General features: G+C 70.0%; 14 protein-coding genes. 6 read left to right on the top strand and 8 right to left on the bottom strand.

Annotation, left to right across the window (positions count from 1 at the left end):
- Nucleotides 1–13 precede the first annotated feature (13 nt).
- Nucleotides 14–562: an acyl-CoA thioesterase gene (locus tag ABZ208_RS05090; RefSeq protein WP_328399899.1), complete on the top strand. Its 549-nt coding sequence runs from the start codon at nt 14–16 to the stop codon at nt 560–562.
- 52 nt (nt 563–614) lie between these two features.
- Here the strand turns inward: ABZ208_RS05090 and ABZ208_RS05085 are convergent, their stop codons facing one another.
- Complete coding sequence (locus tag ABZ208_RS05085; RefSeq protein WP_356908199.1) at nt 615–1,988, bottom strand: LCP family protein; 1,374 nt, start codon at nt 1,986–1,988, stop codon at nt 615–617.
- A gap of 265 nt (nt 1,989–2,253) precedes the next feature.
- Here ABZ208_RS05085 and ABZ208_RS05080 point away from each other — a divergent pair, with 265 nt between their 5' ends.
- A complete protein-coding gene (locus ABZ208_RS05080; RefSeq protein ID WP_356908198.1) occupies nt 2,254–3,285 on the top strand; it encodes a glycosyltransferase family 2 protein in 1,032 nt (343 codons plus the stop codon).
- A gap of 69 nt (nt 3,286–3,354) precedes the next feature.
- Here the strand turns inward: ABZ208_RS05080 and ABZ208_RS05075 are convergent, their stop codons facing one another.
- The 4 genes from ABZ208_RS05075 to ABZ208_RS05060 all read right to left on the bottom strand — a co-directional run bounded on the left by ABZ208_RS05075 (nt 3,355) and on the right by ABZ208_RS05060 (nt 9,365).
- Nucleotides 3,355–5,061, bottom strand: coding sequence for an LCP family protein (locus tag ABZ208_RS05075; protein WP_356908197.1), 1,707 nt, complete (start codon nt 5,059–5,061; stop codon nt 3,355–3,357).
- A 50-nt stretch (nt 5,062–5,111) separates the two neighbouring features.
- Nucleotides 5,112–6,857 carry an LCP family protein gene (locus ABZ208_RS05070; RefSeq protein ID WP_356908196.1) on the bottom strand — a complete coding sequence of 582 codons (1,746 nt, stop codon included), beginning with the start codon at nt 6,855–6,857 and terminating at the stop codon, nt 5,112–5,114.
- Nucleotides 6,858–7,078: 221 nt separating this feature from the next.
- Nucleotides 7,079–8,440, bottom strand: a complete 1,362-nt coding sequence (locus tag ABZ208_RS05065; protein WP_356908195.1) for an LCP family protein — start codon at nt 8,438–8,440, stop codon at nt 7,079–7,081.
- A gap of 172 nt (nt 8,441–8,612) precedes the next feature.
- On the bottom strand, nt 8,613–9,365 hold the full coding sequence (locus ABZ208_RS05060; protein WP_356908194.1) for a TIGR03089 family protein: 753 nt from the start codon (nt 9,363–9,365) through the stop codon (nt 8,613–8,615).
- Nucleotides 9,366–9,493: 128 nt separating this feature from the next.
- On the opposite strand from ABZ208_RS05060, the gene ABZ208_RS05055 reads away from it, so the two are divergent.
- From ABZ208_RS05055 to ABZ208_RS05045, 3 genes are all read left to right on the top strand, one after another.
- A complete protein-coding gene (locus ABZ208_RS05055) occupies nt 9,494–10,813 on the top strand; it encodes a peptidoglycan recognition protein (protein WP_356908193.1) in 1,320 nt (439 codons plus the stop codon).
- A gap of 117 nt (nt 10,814–10,930) precedes the next feature.
- The gene (locus ABZ208_RS05050; RefSeq protein ID WP_356908192.1) at nt 10,931–12,022 is read left to right on the top strand and encodes an NDP-sugar synthase; all 1,092 of its coding nucleotides are present in this window, start codon (nt 10,931–10,933) and stop codon (nt 12,020–12,022) included.
- A 9-nt stretch (nt 12,023–12,031) separates the two neighbouring features.
- Nucleotides 12,032–13,027 carry a DNA-3-methyladenine glycosylase 2 family protein gene (locus ABZ208_RS05045; RefSeq protein WP_356908191.1) on the top strand — a complete coding sequence of 332 codons (996 nt, stop codon included), beginning with the start codon at nt 12,032–12,034 and terminating at the stop codon, nt 13,025–13,027.
- Nucleotides 13,028–13,087: 60 nt separating this feature from the next.
- On the opposite strand, the gene ABZ208_RS05040 is transcribed toward ABZ208_RS05045, so the two are convergent.
- The 3 genes from ABZ208_RS05040 to ABZ208_RS05030 all read right to left on the bottom strand — a co-directional run bounded on the left by ABZ208_RS05040 (nt 13,088) and on the right by ABZ208_RS05030 (nt 15,960).
- Nucleotides 13,088–14,386: a coenzyme F420-0:L-glutamate ligase gene (locus ABZ208_RS05040; RefSeq protein WP_356908190.1), complete on the bottom strand. Its 1,299-nt coding sequence runs from the start codon at nt 14,384–14,386 to the stop codon at nt 13,088–13,090.
- Entirely contained in the window at nt 14,383–15,339 is a 957-nt protein-coding gene (gene cofD / locus ABZ208_RS05035) for a 2-phospho-L-lactate transferase (protein ID WP_356908189.1), read from the bottom strand. Before cofD ends, ABZ208_RS05040 begins: the two co-directional genes overlap by 4 nt.
- A gap of 111 nt (nt 15,340–15,450) precedes the next feature.
- Nucleotides 15,451–15,960, bottom strand: coding sequence for a cysteine dioxygenase family protein (locus ABZ208_RS05030; protein WP_356908188.1), 510 nt, complete (start codon nt 15,958–15,960; stop codon nt 15,451–15,453).
- Between the two features lie 662 nt (nt 15,961–16,622).
- Here ABZ208_RS05030 and ABZ208_RS05025 point away from each other — a divergent pair.
- A complete protein-coding gene (locus ABZ208_RS05025; RefSeq protein ID WP_256525783.1) occupies nt 16,623–16,886 on the top strand; it encodes a WhiB family transcriptional regulator in 264 nt (87 codons plus the stop codon).
- Nucleotides 16,887–16,950 lie beyond the last annotated feature (64 nt).

Here is a 16,950-nt window from a genome sequence, read left to right as displayed (position 1 = left end):
TATGGTGGGGCGCATGACAGTTCAGGCCCAGCGCCCGGAGGCTGAAATTCCGGGCAAGCCCACTTCGGCGTCCCGTACCACCCTCAGCCACATCATGACCGGCAGTGACACAAATCTCCTCGGCACGGTGCACGGCGGCGTGATCATGAAGCTGGTGGACGACGCGGCGGGCGCCGTCGCCGGCCGGCACTCGGGCGGGCCCGCTGTCACCGCGTCCATGGACGAGATGGTGTTCCTGGAGCCGGTCAGGGTCGGCGATCTGGTGCATGTGAAGGCCCAGGTCAACTGGACCGGCCGGTCCTCGATGGAGGTCGGGGTACGGGTGCTGGCGGAGCGCTGGAACGAGTCGACGCCCGCCCAGCAGGTCGGCAGCGCGTATCTGGTGTTCGCCGCCGTCGACGCGGACGGCAAGCCGCGCCGCGTACCGGCGGTGATCCCCGAGACGGAGCGCGATCAGCGCCGCTACCAAGAGGCACAGATCAGACGTACGCACCGGCTGGCCAGGCGTCAGGCGATCAAGGAGCTCCGGGAGAAGCGCGCCGCGGAGGGCATGGAGGACTGACCCGGTACCGGGGCGGGCCGCTCGGAGCTCAAGGGCTCAGGGGCTCAGGGGCTCAGGGGCAGATCACCTGGTCGCCCGTCACCGCGCCGAACTCGCCCTGGTACTGGTCCTCGGCGCGTACCGGGTGGACCGCCTTGAAGTCCGTCCCCGCCGTCACGTTCAGCGTCGGCCCCTGCCCCTTGGCCGCGCGGAGTTCACATCCGGGCAGCGCGGCCTGCAGCGACTTCGCCGAGCGGTCCCAGCGTGGGTCGTACGTCACAAAGGTGCGCAGCACCTTGCCGTTGCCGCTGCTCAGCGGCCGTCGCGTGGTGTTGAAGCCGGTGGCGCGCAGCGCCCGGTCGACCCGCTCGCCGAGGCCGTCGGCGGTGGTGCCGTTGTAGACCTGCACCCGGATCTGCTGGGGCGACACATCGACCGGCGTGGGGCGCAGCTGCCCGGCAGGGCGCTTCGGGCGGTGCGGGGCCAGCGGCTTGTCGTCGCGCAGCAGCTGGAAGAGCTTCTTCGACTTCCGCTCGTCCCACTTCACCGTGGAGCCGATGCCCTTGACCGGACCGATCTTTCCGACCGGTACGGAGGTGAACTCCGACGATGCGGGCGTGAAGCTCCGCATGGCCCTGCCGAGGGCGAGCATCTGCTCGGTGCCGAGGCCCTTGTCGGCGCGCACCGCCTTCAGCATCGTCGAGGAGACCTCCTTGAACTTCACCGGGTTGAGCAGCACGCCGCTGCTGGTCGCCTGGTGGAGGAGGCCGGCGAGGAACCGCTGCTGGCGCTGCATCCGCCCCAGGTCGGCCGCCCCGTCGATATGGCGTGAGCGCACGTACTGCAGCGCCTGGCCGCCGTTGAGCTTGTGTGTGCCGACGGTGAGGTTCAGGCCCGTGTAGGTGTCGCGCATCGGCCGGGCCGTACACACCTCGACCCCGCCCAGCGCATCCACGGTCTTCATGAAGCTGCTGAAGTCGATCTCGAGATAGTGGTCGATCTTCACCTTCGTCATGTGCTCGACGGTCCGTACGGTCAGGGCCGGACCGCCCTCCGAGTAGGCGGCGTTGAGCTTCACCGGGTGGGTTTTGTACTTTTTGCCGGTGGTTTCATCGGTATGTGCGGGGACTTCGGCGTAGCTGTCCCGGGGCAGGCTGACCACGCTGGCGCGCCGCCGGTCCTCGGAGAGATGGACGAGCATGATCGTGTCGGTGCAGCGGCAGCCGGCGCCGCCGAGCCGGTACGTCCTCTTCTGCTCCTTGGTGATCCTGTCGCGGCCGTCGGTGCCGACGACCAGGAAGTTGATTCCATGGGTGTCCTCGGGCCGGTTCTTCATGTCCCGGAACGGGTCGACCCGCCCGATCCCCTCGTCCAGGCCGTTGACCAGGGCATGCCCGATCCCGCCCACGCCCAGCACAAGAACCGAGAGTGTTGTCACCATCCGCATGCCCCACTGCGGCCGCTCCGCCTTCCGCTGGGCCGGCCGCCCGACGGGCCGGGCGGGCCCTCTGCCCGAGGACCGCGCGGCGGGTCGGGCGGCAGGGCGTCCGGTCCGGGCCTGCGCCGTGGGACGCGGTCGGCGGGAGCGGGGCGGCGTGGGCAAGAGGGCACCTCCGCGGGTGACAGCAGACCCTCAGCACGGTAGGTCCATACGATCAGCGACGACGGCCGCCGCGCGTCGGTGTCGCCCGTTCGCGGTAACGTGGCGACCGATGAACGCCATGCCCCCTGTCTCCGTGATCATGCCGGTCCTCAACGAGGAGCGGCATCTGCGCAACTCGGTCCGTCACATCCTCGAGCAGGAATACGACGGCGAGATGGAGGTGGTGATCGCGCTCGGGCCGTCCACGGACCGCACCGACGAGATCGCCGCCGAACTCGTCCGGGAGACCGCATCCCATGAACGAGCGCGTGTCCACACCGTTCCCAACCCGACCGGCCGCACCCCGGCCGCGCTGAACGCGGCCATCAAGGCCTCGCGGCACCCGATCGTCGTACGCGTCGACGGCCACGGCATGCTGTCGCCGAACTACATCGCGACCGCGGTCCGCCTGCTGCAGGAGACCGGTGCGCAGAACGTCGGCGGCATCATGCACGCCGAGGGCGAGAACGACTGGGAGCACGCCGTCGCCGCCGCGATGACGTCGAAGATCGGCGTCGGCAACGCGGCCTTCCACACCGGTGGCCAGGCCGGCCCGGCGGAGACCGTGTATCTCGGCGTCTTCCGGCGCGAGGCCCTGGAGCAGCAGGGCGGCTACAACGAGGAGTTCATCCGGGCCCAGGACTGGGAGCTGAACTTCCGGATCCGTGAGGCCGGCGGTCTGATCTTCTTCTCGCCGGAGCTGCGGGTGCAGTACCGCCCGCGACCGTCGGTGCGCGCGCTCGCCAAGCAGTACAAGGACTACGGGCGCTGGCGCCATGTGGTTGCCCGCTATCACCAGGGCTCCATCAACCTGCGCTACCTCGCCCCGCCGACCGCGGTCTGCGCGATCGCTGCGGGCGTCGTGGTGGGCGCGGTGCTCACCCCGTGGGGCTTCCTCGTCCCCGGCGGCTATCTCGCGGCGATCGCGGCCGGCTCCGTCCCGGCGGGCAAGGGCCTGCCGCTCAAGGCCCGGCTGCAGATCCCCCTCGCGCTGGCGACGATGCACATGTCGTGGGGCTTCGGCTTCCTGACCAGCCCTCGCTCGCTGGCCAGGAAGGTCATCGCGAGCCGGCGGCCCGCGGTGAAGGCCGCGACCGCCTGACATACGCGCGCACACGACGAAGCCGGTCCGTCCCCGTCGGGGGCGGACCGGCTTCTCATGCGGCGGCCGTCAGGACCAGCGGTACGGCTCGTAGACGTCCATGCAGCCCAGCTCGTCGCCCATGACCGTCTCGGTGTTCTTCGGCGGAGCCGTCGACGGCTCCGCCTTCGGGTAGGCGTCACCGCTCCGCCAGTCCGCGCCGACCACCAGGGTGACGCCCGACACGTCGGTGGACTTCTTCAACGCGCTCGCCGGGATGCCGAGTGCCTTGGCCGCCGCGTACGCGTCGCCCTCCAGATCCGTGCTGGGGAAGAGGATCTGCGTCTTCTCCTGCGGGTTGAGCGTGGAGTCCGACTTGGCTCCGGCGAAGCCCTTCTGCACGAGGACGTCGGCCACGGTTCGGGCACGGCCCTGGGTGGGCAGCTGCCCGCCGGCCCCGGTGCCGTTGCGCACCATGATGCCGATGTCCGCCGGGTCGGCCGCCGGGTCCTTGGGGGCCGCGGGCTTCTTCGGCTTCGAGGTCTGCCCCTTGCCGTCCACCGGGAGGTCGTCGCGCAGCAACCCCCAGAGCCGGTCGGCCTCGCCGGGCGCCGGCAGCACGTGGTTGTCGTCCTCCGGATCCGGGATGCGCGGCATGGTGAGCATGGCGATCCGCCCGGTCGGCACATCCTTGAGCGTCATGCCCAGGTCGAAGAGCTTCTTGACCGTGCCGATCTCCTCGGAGACCTGGAGCGACTTGGTCGCGGTCTCGGCCAGGTCCATCAGCTGTCCGGTGTCGGTGAACGCGTTCTGCTCCTTGAGCTTGCGGATCACCGAGTTCATGTACATGTGCTGGGCCTTGGAGCGGCCGAAGTCGCTCTCGAAGGCATGACGGGTACGCAGCCACTGCAGCGCCTGCTTGCCCTGGATCTCGTGTGTCCCGCGGGTCAGCTTGAGCCCGGAGCCGCCCGGCACCCGAGTTGTGGGCCTGTCATGGATGTTCTGCCTCACGCAGACCTTGGCGCCGCCGATCGCGTCGGCCATGTCCACCACACCCGCGAAGTCGACCATCATCCAGTGGTCGATGTAGATGCCGGTCAGCTGCTCCCAGGTGGCGAGCGTGCAGCCGGGCCCGCCGCGCCCGAGGCTCGCGTTGATGAGGTCCCTGGTCGCGGCGAACTCCTTGCCGTCCTTCGGGTCCGTGCACGCCGGTATCTCCACCGTGGTGTCACGCGGAATGGAGACCACCGAGGCGTTCTTCCGGTCGGCCGACACATGCAGCAGCATCTGCACGTCGGCCAGCGGCGGCGATCCGACGCTCTTCTTGGAGCCGCCGAGCTTCAGGTTCTCGTCCGTGTTACGGCTGTCGGAGCCGATCAGCAGCACGTTCAGGGGCGTCTGACCTGCCGCGTTCGGGGCTGACTTCTCCGCCCCGCCCTTGGCGGAGGTGCGCTCGCCCTTGCGGATGTTGCTGTTGAGGTGCTCGTAGTAGAGGTAACCGGCTCCGGCCGTGCCGAGGATGAGCACCGAAACCGCGCCTGCGATCCAGCGCAGTATTCGGCGTTTGCCCCGTTTCCTCCCGCGGCGTGGTCCGCCACGGCGGTGGCCGCCGGTCTCGGCGGCGGCATCCCCCGATTCCGTGCCGCCACCGGGCTCGTCCTGCTCGATGTCCGGTGCCGTACGGCTGCCGGGGATGCGCGCACCCTCGCTGCCGTACAGGCTGTCGTCCCAGCCCAGATCACCAGCTTGCGGAACGCGCTGCCGCGTTCCCTCCCCTCGCAGGCTGTTCTGTCGCACCCCTGGACCCCCCTGTCGTCAGGTGCGCCGCATGAGCCGGTGTACCGGCGTCACTTGGCGCAGACCTGTTTGTCCGCTTCGACCTTCTGAACACCCTCCGGCGCCTTCGCCGGACCGGTGATGGGCACCCCTGCGCCCTTGAAATCGGAGCCGAGGGTCAGCGTCATCGCTTCCAGCCCCTCGGCGTCCTTGGTGCCGGGCTTCAGCGCCGAGGCAGGCAGGCCCATCAGATCCGCGAGCTTGCGGGCCTGATCGGCCTGGTTCGGCGCGTACTCCAGCTGTGTCTTGCTCACATCGGCCGGGGCGTTGCCCTTGTTGGTGGACTTGAGTACGCCCTCGTCGATCTGCAGCCATTCCAGAGTCTTCTGGGCGGAGCCCTGCGGGCCGCCGCCGTTGAACACATCCACCCGGACGTCCGAGGCCTTGGCCCTCGATCCCTTGAGGAGCGCGGCCTGCTTGTCCTTGGCCGCCTTCTTCTGCTTCTCGACCTCGGTGAGCGAGATGTCGTCGCGAAGCATCGCGAAGAGCGGATCGGCCCTGGGCGTGTCCAGGACGACCGTGGCCTTGATCTTCTCCGCCGGGTTGTCGAGCACGGGCACGGTGGCGAACGTCAGGTTCTTCATGTCGAACTTGCCGAGCTCCAGACCGAGGTCACGGAGCTTGCCTATGTCGTTGATCTTGGAGTCGACGGTCAGAGCCTTGGTTCCGGCCTCCGCCAGCTTCACCAGCTTCGTCGGGTCGGTGAGCGTGTCGTTCGACTTCAGCTTGCGCATCAGGGAGCTGAGGAACTGCTGCTGGATCTTGATGCGGTCGAGGTCGCCGCCGAAGCCCACAGCATGCCGGGTGCGTACGAACGCCAGGGCTTCCTCGCCCTGGATCGTGTGCTCGCCCGCCGGCAGATCGAGCTTGGAGTCCTTGTCCTTGACGTCCTTGGCGAGACAGATCTTCACTCCGTCGACCGCCGTGGTGAGCGTCTTGACGGCATTGAAGTCGGCCACCATGAAGTGGTCCGGCTTGATGCCGGTTATCTCGGTGACCGTCCGCATGGTGCAGCTCGGGGTACGGCCGGACTGGCCGAGGCTCACGTTGAACCGGGTGCTCTTCGTCCCCGGGATGAGCTTGGTGGTGCCGTCCTCCTGCGTGGTCGGACAGTCCGGGATATCGGTGATCAGGTCACGGGGAATGCTCAGGGCCGTCGCGTTCGTACGGTCCTTGGAGACATGCAGCAGCACCGTGGTGTCGGCGTGGCCGGGACTGTTCCTGTCGCCGTACTTCTCGTTGCCCTCGCCCGTGCGCTTGTCCGTGCCGATCAGCAGGACGTTGATCGCCCGGTCCTTGCTGAAGCCGCCGGTGCCCGCGTTGTCGTCCGAGAGGTACTTGATGTTCGAGTTGAGGTGCTCGTAGTAGAGGTAGCCGCCGCAGGCGGTCGCGACCATCAGCAGCGCGAGCGTGCCGCCCGTCCACAGCAGCGCCTTCTTCTTGCCCGACCTGGGCGGCTTGCGCTTGCGACGGCCGGCCTGCGGGGGAACCCTGCCGCCCGAGGCGTCGCCCGCGCGGCGGCTGCGCTGACCGGGAACCTCAGGTGTGGCCGTCCTGCGCCGGGGGGCGGCATCGGGAGCCGATCCCTCGGGTGCCGGGCGCCGGCCACCTGCCCTCCTGGCTCCGGTGGCTCTGGAGGCAGCGGATGACTGCGGTGCGGATTGCTCCAGTCGCAGTTCGTAGTTGCCGGTCTGCGGGTTGAGTACCCACTGGTCTGCGGGGTCGATTTCGTCCCGCCCACGGCTTTGCGCATCCACGGTTGCTTGAGTCCTCCGTCGGTGCCACGCGAGGCGCCTCCCCCCAAGGCGCTCGGTCGATCGATCCATTGGTGCGCGACACAGGGGTCGGATGCACCGGATCGCGTCACACTATCCGCCCAGTTCAACCCCGAGCGACGTCCGTGACAAAGTCCACGCGCCTTACAACCGGACAATTCGTGCAATTCGCCTGGTCTGCGGTCGTGGGTTTGGCCATTGCTTTACTCACACATCCCCTCGGCGGCATTGGTGCCGGGGAACGTCGCCGTGGGCGTCGGGCCGTCCGTACCCGTGCCGTCCGCGTCCCCGTCGTCCTGTTCCTGCTGCTTCTGCCTGGCCTTCTCGTTCTCGTCGGCTGTGACGACAGTCACCGGAGCGTCCTCGCGCAGCCGCTTGAAGAGGTCGCCCGCATCCGGTTCGACCAGTTCGTCACGGTTCGGATTGGCCGAGTAGGGCTGGCGGGGAACCGTCAGGAATTGCACCTTTTCGGTAGGAATGCTGCGAACTGCCCTTGTCAGGTCGTACAGATCCCTGAGCGAGTCGAGGCCGGAGTCCGTCGTGATCGACTTGGTGGCCGCGTCCAGCAGCGGGTAGAGCCGGGTCGGATTGAGCAGCACGCCGTTGCTCTGCACCTTCTTGACCAGCGCGCCGAGAAACTGCTGCTGGCGCTCCATGCGTTCCGTGTCGCTGCCGTTGCCGAGCGACTTCCGGGCCCGTACGTACCCGAGGGCCTCCTCGCCGTCGAGCGTCTGCTTGCCGGCCGAGAGCTTGAGGTGCGCCGCCCTGTCGTCGATCGGCTCCGCCAGGCAGACCTCGACCCCGTGCACCGCGTCGACCATGTCCTTGAAGCCACGGAAGTCGATCACCATGTGGTGGTCGATGCGGACGCCGGTGAACCGCTCGACGGTACGGATCGTGCAGGCGGCGCCGCCGAACTGGAACGCCCAGTTGAACTGGGCGAACTGCTCCTGGGTGCGACTGCCGTCCGGTTTGCCGCAGCTCGGGATGGTGACCATCAGGTCGCGAGGGATGGACATGGCGGTCGCGCTCTGCCGGTCCGCGGCGATGTGCAGCAGGATCGTGGTGTCGGAGCGCTGGCTGCCGCCGTCGTGGCCGTACTTGTCGTTGCCCTCGCCGGTCCGGGTGTCGGAGCCGAGCAGCAGGATGTTCTGTGCGTCGACGGCGACGGGCGTGGGCCGTTCCTTCTCGTACGCCTCCAGTTCCGCGGCGGCGCCGGTGTCCGTGGTGATGTTGGCGTCGAGCTTGCGGTAGAACCACCAGCCGGCACCGGCCGCTGCGAGGACGATGACGGAGGTGCCGAGCGCGGCCCAACGCAGCAGATGGCGCTTCCGGTTGGGCTGCCTCACCGGGCCCGCGACGGTGTGCGCGCCCGCGCTGGAGTCCGTGCCGGTGTGCGCGCCGCCGTTGCCTTTGCCGCCGCCCGTGCCGGCGTCCCCTGCTGCGCGCGCGTCCGCGTCGTCGACCGCCCCGGCATCGGCACCCACCTCTTCGGCGGCACCGGCGTCGGCCGGTCCGTCCGGTTCCGCGGGCGTGCCAGCACTGTCCGTCACGTGTCCGTCCATCCTTCATGGCGTCGGCGGCGCGCTGGGTCGCCGATCGCTGGACTAGACGGCTGAACCCGGCGCTTGGTTGTGCGTTGAAGCACGCGTTGTCGCCGATCATCCACCGCTGTTGAGCCTCAGCCTCGGGGGCTCGGCCCGGATGTGCGCCACATGAGTGGACCGCACACGCTTGTCATACCGCGCTGTTGGTGACCCGCTCGCTCTCGATCCGCTTCCGCAGGTCTTCCTGGGACAATGCGTCCAGGTGCCGGCACAGCACGACGGAAGCCCCGGTGGCGAGCGGAGCGAACAGCCCCGCAGACAGCCCCTCCCAAGTGTCGTACGACCGTCCGGTCAGCAGCCGCGACCCAGGCGCGAGATCGAGCGTCGCGGCGTCCGCGCGCGCCCGCTCCACCAGTTCGGCACCGGTCAGCTCCATGGCGCCGACCATGAGCGCGGGCGCGTCAGGATCCACCGGCGCGTACGGTGCGAACCGGTCGCCCTGGCTCGGCACCTCCACTGCGTAGTCGCCGAACCCCGCCGGCGGCTGTGGGAAACGGCCGCCCAGCGGACGCAGCGCCAGCGCCATCCGCTCCCCGGAGCAGGCGCGCGCCTGCTCCAGCGTGTCCGGTCCGCTGACGACGAGGTCCGCCTCGGCCGGAACCCCTCCGACGTCCGCCACCACCCCGACCGAGGAGCAGGCCAGCAGCCACACCGCGCTCTGCCAGTGCGCGGGCAGCAGCAGCGCGAGCCGGTCGCCCGGCTCGGCGGCAAGATCGCCCTGGAGCAGATTGGCCGTCTTGGCCACCCAATTGGCGAAGGTGGCGACGGACAATTCGACGCGTTCACCGGTGGCGTCGTCATAGAAGGTGACCAAAGGGCGCGACGGGTCCGCGGCGAGCGCGGATCGCAGCAGGTCGGCAGGGGTACGGTCGGTCGCGTTCACCCGCGCAAGATTACGCCGCCCCCCGGGCCTCCCGCCGCCGTACCGGTGACCGCGTCCACCGGACGGACCGATCGGCTTCCGGTTTCTTGGGCGGGCGGGCGACGTGGGCCGAGGCCACGATCAATTGCATGCGTGGACACCTTGCTTCGTCGACAGGAGTGGCGTGCGCGGCCGCGCTCGCTCTCCCGCTGTTGTTCGCCCCCTCTGGGGCCGCCGTGCCGCCGGGACCGGATGTGGCCGGCTCGACCCAGTCGCTGCCGCTGCGGACCATGGGGCGGGCACCCACCGATCGCGCCGCCGGTGCGGTCGAACAGGGGCTGCCCCAGCGGGAGGTGAAACCGTTCTCCCTGGTCGGCGTCGTCTGGGACGACATACATGCCGAACTGCTCGGCTCGGTACAGATCCGGACCCGGGCGGTCGCGACCGGGGCCTGGTCCGATTGGCAGGAGATCGAGACCCACAACCTGGAGCACGCGGCCGACCCCGGTACCGCTGAGAGCGAGTCGGGCAAGGTACGCGGCTCCACCGCCCCTCTGTGGGTGGGCAATTCGGATGCCGTGGAGGCGCGCGTCCGGGCGGAGACCGCCGGCGACCTGTCCGCACTGCCGCACGGGCTGCGCCTCGAACTCGTCGACCCCGGCGACGATCCGTGGGCCGACGAGGCCGACGTCACGAGGTTCGCGGACGACACGGGGGAGGGGGACGGCGATGCGGGCAGCCCGCAGGAGGAAGGCCGTGCACCGTTCGGCGCGCTCGAGATCCCGGCTCTCACCCGTGCCGAGACGGAGGCCGAGGCCGCCGCGACCGGTGAACTCGAGCCAGGAGCAAAGCCGTACATCGGACCACGCCCGCGCATCGTCACCCGCAGGGGATGGGGCGCGGACGAGTCCCTGCGGGAACCGGGCTTCGTCTACACGGACACGGTGAAGGCCGCGTTCGTGCACCACACCGCCACCGGCAACAACTACACCTGCGACGAGGCTCCCTCCGTCCTGCGCAGTATCTACCGCTACCACGTCGTGAGCAGTGGCTGGCGTGACTTCGGCTACAACTTCGCCGTCGACAAGTGCGGAAACATCTACGAAGGGCGGGCCGGCGGGGTGGCCAAACCGGTGCGGGGCGCACACACCCTGGGGTTCAACACCGACAGCACGGGCATCGCGGCACTGGGAAGCTACAGCCAGACCGCGCCACCGGAGGCGACGGTGACCGCCATTGCCAAGCTGACGGCGTGGAAGCTCGGCCTGCACGGTGCCGACCCGAGCGCCAAGACGACTCTGACGTCGGGAGGCAGCGGCAAGTACGCGACAGGCGTGAAGGTCAAGCTCAATGTCATCTCCGGGCACCGGGACGGGTTCGCCACCGACTGCCCGGGAAACCGTCTCTACGACGAACTCGGCACGGCCCGCAGTGCATCGGCCAAGTACCAGGGGCGCTCGCAGGAGTGACAAGGGGCCGGATATCCGGAACGTGCCGTTCGCACGGTACGCGCCGAACGCACTGCCTACACTGGCCGGTCTCCAACAGGCGACCGCGCCCGGCCCCGGCAGGAAGCAGAGAAGGCATTGAACCTGGCCCCAGAAGCGATCCTCCTGGTCGGAGGAAAGGGAACCCGGCTCCGTCCGCTCACGGTCAACACGCCCAAACCGATGGTTCCGGCCGCGGGCGTCCCCTTTCTCACCCACCAGCTGGCCCGGGCCCGGGCGGCGGGCGTCGAGCACATCGTGCTCGCCACCTCGTACCTGGCCGAGGTCTTCGAGCCGCACTTCGGCGACGGCTCGTCGCTGGGGCTGCACCTCGAATACGTCACCGAGGACGAACCGCTCGGCACCGGTGGCGCCATCCGCAATGTGGCCTCCCTGCTGCGGTCCGGTCCCGACGACCCGGTGCTGATCTTCAACGGGGACATCCTGACCGGCCTGGACATCAAGGCTCTGGTCGCCACCCACCGCTCGACCGGCGCGGATGTCTCGCTCCATCTGACCAGGGTCGAGGACCCGCGTGCGTACGGACTCGTGCCCACGGACGCGACGGGACGGGTCACGGCGTTCCTGGAGAAGCCGCAGACCCCCGAGGAGATCGTCACCGACCAGATCAACGCGGGCGCGTATGTCTTTCGCCGCTCGGTCATCGACACCGTCCCGGCCGGGCGGCCCGTCTCCGTGGAACGCGAGACCTTCCCGGGCATGCTCGACTCCGGAGCCCATCTCCAGGGCATGGTCGACTCCACGTACTGGCTGGACCTCGGCACTCCGCACGCTTTCGTCCGCGGCTCCGCGGACCTGGTACTGGGACGCGCCCCGTCCCCTGCGGTGCCGGGTCGGTGCGGCGACCGGCTGGTGCTGCCGTCGGCGCGGGTGGCGCCCGACGCGAAGCTCACCGGCGGCACGGTGATCGGCGAAGGGGCACTGGTCGGCGAGGGCGCCCGGATCGACGGCAGCACCGTGCTCGCGGGCGCGGTGGTGGAGGCGGGCGCGGTGATCGCGGACTCGATGATCGGGGAGGGGGCGCGGATCGGGGCGCGTACGGTGCTGTCCGGCGCGGTCATAGGCGACGGCGCGACGGTCGGCGCGGACAACGAGCTCCGTGACGGCGTCCGTGTGTGGTGCGGGGCCGTGCTTCCCGACGCCGCGATCCGGTTCTCCCCCGACCAGTAGCCTGACCGTATGGCAGGACGCTTCGAGCCGGGTACGAGCCGGACCACTGTGCGCGGCGGCCACACCCGCGTACCCGCGGGCATACCGCGTCAGGCCCGGGGCGGCCGCACCCGCCGCTGGACCCCGCCGTGGCCGCTCGACCTCGGCCTGGTTCTGGGCCCGCTGCGGCGAGGCCCCGCCGACCCGACCTTCCGTACGACGCCGGACGGATCGGTCTGGCGGGCCACCCGTACGCCCGCCGGGCCCGGCACACTCCGGGTGGCCGTGCGGGACGGGGACGTGGAGGCCGAGGCATGGGGTCCGGGTGCCGAGTGGCTGCTGGAGCAGCTCCCGGCATTTCTCGGCGCACTCGACGACCCCTCGCTCTTCGTCCCGCGCCACCGTCTGGTCGCCCACGCCCAGCACCGCCGCCCCGGCCTGCGGCTCACGTCCACCGGGCTCGTCATGGAGTCCCTGATCCCGTCGGTCCTCGAACAGAAGGTGACGACGGACGAGGCGTACCGGGCGTGGCGGCTGCTTGTGCGGGGGCACGGTGAGCCCGCTCCCGGTCCGGACGAGCGCCTCCATGTGATGCCGGAGCCGCGCGCCTGGGCGCTCATCCCCTCCTGGGACTGGCATCGCGCGGGCGTCGACAACAAGCGTGCATCAACGATCCTGCGCGCGGTGCGAGTGGCCGGCCGGCTGGAGGAGGCGGCTGCCATGGAGCCCGACCAGGCCATGGCACGCCTGGAGTTGATCCCCGGCATCGGCCCCTGGACCTCGGCCGAAACGATCCAGCGCAGCAACGGTGCCCCGGACGCGGTCACGATCGGCGACCTGCATCTGCCGCGCATCGTGGGCTATGCGCTGGCGGGCGAGCGCAACACGGACGACGAGGCGATGCTGAAGCTGCTGGAGCCCTACGCAGGCCAGCGCCATCGCGCGGCCCGCCTGCTCCTCCTCTCGGGCCGCACCCCGCCGCGCCGCGAGCCGAAGATGCGCCGGGTGGACATCGGGGCGTGGTGACGCGGGCGGGGCGACGCCCGACGGACCTGGACCGGCCGGGCCCGCGAACCGGGTCCGCGGTCACCGCACCTCGATGAACGCCGATGCCTCCCGCGCTGGGCGTTCCTTCGGCGGGGCCGCCGCGTGGCCCACTGCCACCGCGCCCATCGGGTCCCACGAGGCGGGCAGGTCCAGGACCTCTCGTACCACCTCGCGGCAGAACATCGTCGAGGACACCCATGCCGACCCCAGCCGCTCGCCCGCCAGCGCCACCAGGAAGTTCTGCACACCGGCACCTGCCGCGACCACGAACATCTCGCGCTCGGCCGCGTCCCTGCGCTCGTCGCCGTAGTGGTGCGAGCCCTCCATCACCAGGCACGGGACCACCAGGTACGGGGCGTTGCGCAGCACGTCGCCGCGCCGGACGCGCTTGGCGACGGACTCCTCCGACTTGCCGTCGCGCCGCAGGTCGGCGATCCAGGCGTCGCGCATCGCGTCGAGCAGCCGCTGCCGTGACGTTGCCGACTCCAGCAGCACGAAGCGCCACGGCGTCGTGTGGTGCGGCGCCGGAGCGGTCACCGCCGCCGCGACCGCGCGGCGCACCGCGCCCCCGTCCACCGACTCGTCGGTGAATTCCCGCACCGTCCGGCGCTGGGCCACCGCCTCCCGGATCGCCTCCGAGGTCCCGAGCCGGAACATGTCGTCGGCCCCGGACCGCACCAGTGTGCGGGCGTTCTCGTCGACGTCCGCCACCACATGCGGCAGACCGCGGACCACCGCGACGGGCAGTCCGTTCGCCTTGCCCTTCACCAGGTCACCGGCGGCGGCGAGTTCGTCGGCCGTGGCGACGACCGTCGCGCTGAGCGGGTTGCCGTAGGTGTCGGTGCCGCCGCGCAGATCGTCCAGAACCCGCACCCCCGCCGCGCCGATCGCGACATCGGTGAGCCCGGTGCGCCACGGCCGCCCGGAGGTGTCGGTGACGATCACGCCGACGGTCACACCCAGTTCGTCCCGCAGCCCGTCGCGGAGGGCGCGGGCCGAGGCATCCGGGTCCTCGGGCAGCAACAGCACCGTCCCGGCAGGGGTGTTGGACGCATCGACACCGGCTGCGGCCATCACCAGGCCCTGCCGGTTCTCGACGATACGCAGCGTGCCGCGCCGCGCCACGACCCGTACGGTCTCGGCGTCGATGGCCGCTTCCCGGTCCGCCGCCTCGACGACGCGGCCCTCGGCCTTGCTCACGATCTTCGACGTGACGAGGAGGACATCCCCGTCGACGAGCCCGGGCGTGGTCGCGGCGATCAGCTTGGCGAGGTTGTCGCCGGGCCGTACCTCACCGAGTCCGGGCAGCGCCCACACCGTGTACGACGGCGAGGTCACCCCTGCACCTCCTCGGCGAGCGCCAGCGCCGCCCGTGCCATCTCGGCGGTCGCGTCCGCGTCCGTCATCAGCAGGGGCACGGCCCGGCACCGGATGCCGGCCGCCTCGACCGTCTCGACGGTGGCCGCGTCGACGGTGTCGACCAGCCAGCCGTCGAGCAGCCCGGAGCCGTAGTGCTGGGCCACGGCCGCTGCCGTGGCCTCCACGCCCACCGCGGCCAGCATCTTGTCGGCCATGCCGCGCACGGGTGCGTCGCCGACGATCGGGGACAGCCCCACGACCGGGACGCCCGCCTCGGCGATCGCCTCGCGGATCCCCGGCACCGCCAGGATCGTGCCGATGCTGACCACGGGGTTGGACGGCGGGAAGAGGATGACGTCGGCCTCGGCGATGGCCTCCAGCACTCCGGGCGCCGGCTTCGCCTGGTCCGCGCCGACCGGCACGACCGCGTCGGCGTCGACCGAGGCGCGCAGCCTCACCCAGTACTCCTGGAAGTGGATCACCCGGCGTTCGCCGTCGAGCTGCACGGCGACATGCGTCTCCACGCGGTCGTCGGACATCGGCAGCAGCCGTACGCCCGGGTTCCAGCGCGCGCACAGTGCCTCGGTGACGGCGCTGAGGGGATAGCCCGCACCGATCATCTGAGTGCGGACGATGTGCGTGGCGAAGTCGCGGTCGCCGAGTCCGAACCACTCCGGTCCGACGCCGTACGCGGCGAGTTCGGTCTTGACCTGGAAGGTCTCCTCCGCACGCCCCCAGCCCTGCTCTTCGTTGATGCCACCGCCGAGGGTGTACATCACGGTGTCGAGGTCGGGACAGACCTTCAGCCCGAACAGATGGATGTCGTCACCGGTGTTGCCGATGACGGTGATCTCGGCGTCCGGGACCGCAGCTTTGAGGCCGCGAAGGAAACGGGCGCCGCCGATGCCGCCGGCCAGAACCACAATGCGCATGCAGACAGTCTGTCAGGCGAAGCCTGATCGGCCGGGGGGTGGTGGTCGGCCCGGTGCACCTGGCGGCGGTAGCCGGCGGAGGGCGGGCCTGTCAGGCGAAGTGCAGTGGCTTCAGACGGGAACGACGTCCTGGGCGCAGCGGGCCGCGTGCATCGGCATCTCGGTCAGGCCCGGGTAGTACACGTGCAGGCTCACGGCCGGCTCGAGGGAGTCGTTGACCACCTCGTGCACATAGCCGGGAGCGAAGACCCGCTGCGCCCCCGCCGTGAGCGAGCGCTCGCCGCGTCCGCCGCGGTCGGTTTGCTCGGTGCGCTCGGTCAGCTCGCCGTCGAGGACGGTGAGGACCCCGGAGGAGCGGCCGTGGTCGTGCAGCCCGCTGCCCTGGCCGGGGACCCAGCTGAGCAGCCAGATCTCGTACCCGGGGCCGGTCCGCAGCCGGTGGTACCAGCGCGAGGTGGCGTCGTACCGGACGAGGTGCTCCCACTGCGCACGGTCAGCGGCGATGGAGCGGGCCAGGCCGGCGAACTCGGCCACGGTGGCCGGGTGCTCGCGGGCGGGCTGGAGGAGGTGCTGTACGGCGAGGATGTCGCCGGCGATCTGGAGGTCGCTGTCGCTGTTCATGGGTGCGGTGGTTCCTCGGCAGAAACAGAAGAGGTCAGTGCTGGGGTGTCGCGGTCTCGCGCAGATGCGGAGAGGGGAAGCTGGAGCGCTACGGCATCAACAGCTGGAACAGCAACAGCGCGCCTGGACAGCGCTGCGGAACCCACGGACGGGGTTCGCGAGGGGCGCTGAGGTCGCTGGCATGGAACCAAAGGTGCCGGGTCCCCTCTCCGACTGTCAACCCAATGACCGGTTTGGCGGCAATGTTTCACCTTTTCCGGTTACTCCAGTCGGAGAAAGGTTTGTGCAGCCGCAGGCTCGGAGACATGGCGCAGCAACCGTGCGCGCAAACGCCGTTGAGATTCCGTGACCGGACTGTGATCCGGATCGCTTCGTTGGCTGGATTGAAACAAGATCGATGTTTGCGGCGTCCTCCGTGGCGAGGGGGGCGTTCCCCCGGTGACGGGAGGGGTGCGGGGGCAGGCCGCTGGCATGTGTCACTTTTTTGGTGATTTGAACACTTTCCGCATAGCCTTGGTTCCGCAGAGTGAATACCGGGCCCAATAGCAGATCTCGGCTTGACTGGCCCGGAGCCACACACTTGTAATTTCACTCGTGTCGTTCGGCCGAAATCGATCGCGGCGGCAACATCACGGGGACGCAAAGACAGACGAGGGGCGCACATGACCGAGCTGTTCCAGCAACTGCTGGTCGAGGACGCGGACGATGAACTCGGCTGGCAGGAGCGCGCGTTGTGCGCCCAGACCGACCCCGAGTCCTTCTTCCCCGAGAAGGGTGGATCGACCCGCGAGGCGAAGAAGGTCTGCCTTGCCTGCGAAGTCCGCTCGGAATGCCTCGAGTACGCCCTCAACAATGACGAGCGATTCGGAATCTGGGGCGGTCTGTCCGAACGGGAGCGCCGCCGCCTGAAGAAGGCGGCCGTCTGACCGCCCTCCGGCCGCCGTCGCGCCGGTCCCTCCCCGACTCCCTCGTCGACCGGACGAAATCGCA

The sequence above is a fragment of the Streptomyces sp. NPDC006208 genome (assembly GCF_040613775.1).
Taxonomy (GTDB): Bacteria; Actinomycetota; Actinomycetes; order Streptomycetales; family Streptomycetaceae; genus Streptomyces.
The sequence above is the reverse complement of the archived record's forward strand: the minus strand, read 5'-3'. Positions and strand labels throughout refer to the sequence as shown.

Coding starts and splice junctions, on each gene's coding strand:
- ABZ208_RS05090 (WP_328399899.1), top strand. CDS start 14: ATGACAGTTCAGGCCCAGCGCCCGGAGGCTGAAATTCCGGGCAAGCCC.
- ABZ208_RS05085 (WP_356908199.1), bottom strand. CDS start 1,988: ATGCGGATGGTGACAACACTCTCGGTTCTTGTGCTGGGCGTGGGCGGG.
- ABZ208_RS05080 (WP_356908198.1), top strand. CDS start 2,254: ATGAACGCCATGCCCCCTGTCTCCGTGATCATGCCGGTCCTCAACGAG.
- ABZ208_RS05065 (WP_356908195.1), bottom strand. CDS start 8,440: ATGGACGGACACGTGACGGACAGTGCTGGCACGCCCGCGGAACCGGAC.
- ABZ208_RS05055 (WP_356908193.1), top strand. CDS start 9,494: ATGCGTGGACACCTTGCTTCGTCGACAGGAGTGGCGTGCGCGGCCGCG.
- ABZ208_RS05045 (WP_356908191.1), top strand. CDS start 12,032: ATGGCAGGACGCTTCGAGCCGGGTACGAGCCGGACCACTGTGCGCGGC.
- cofD (WP_356908189.1), bottom strand. CDS start 15,339: ATGCGCATTGTGGTTCTGGCCGGCGGCATCGGCGGCGCCCGTTTCCTT.
- ABZ208_RS05030 (WP_356908188.1), bottom strand. CDS start 15,960: ATGAACAGCGACAGCGACCTCCAGATCGCCGGCGACATCCTCGCCGTA.
- ABZ208_RS05025 (WP_256525783.1), top strand. CDS start 16,623: ATGACCGAGCTGTTCCAGCAACTGCTGGTCGAGGACGCGGACGATGAA.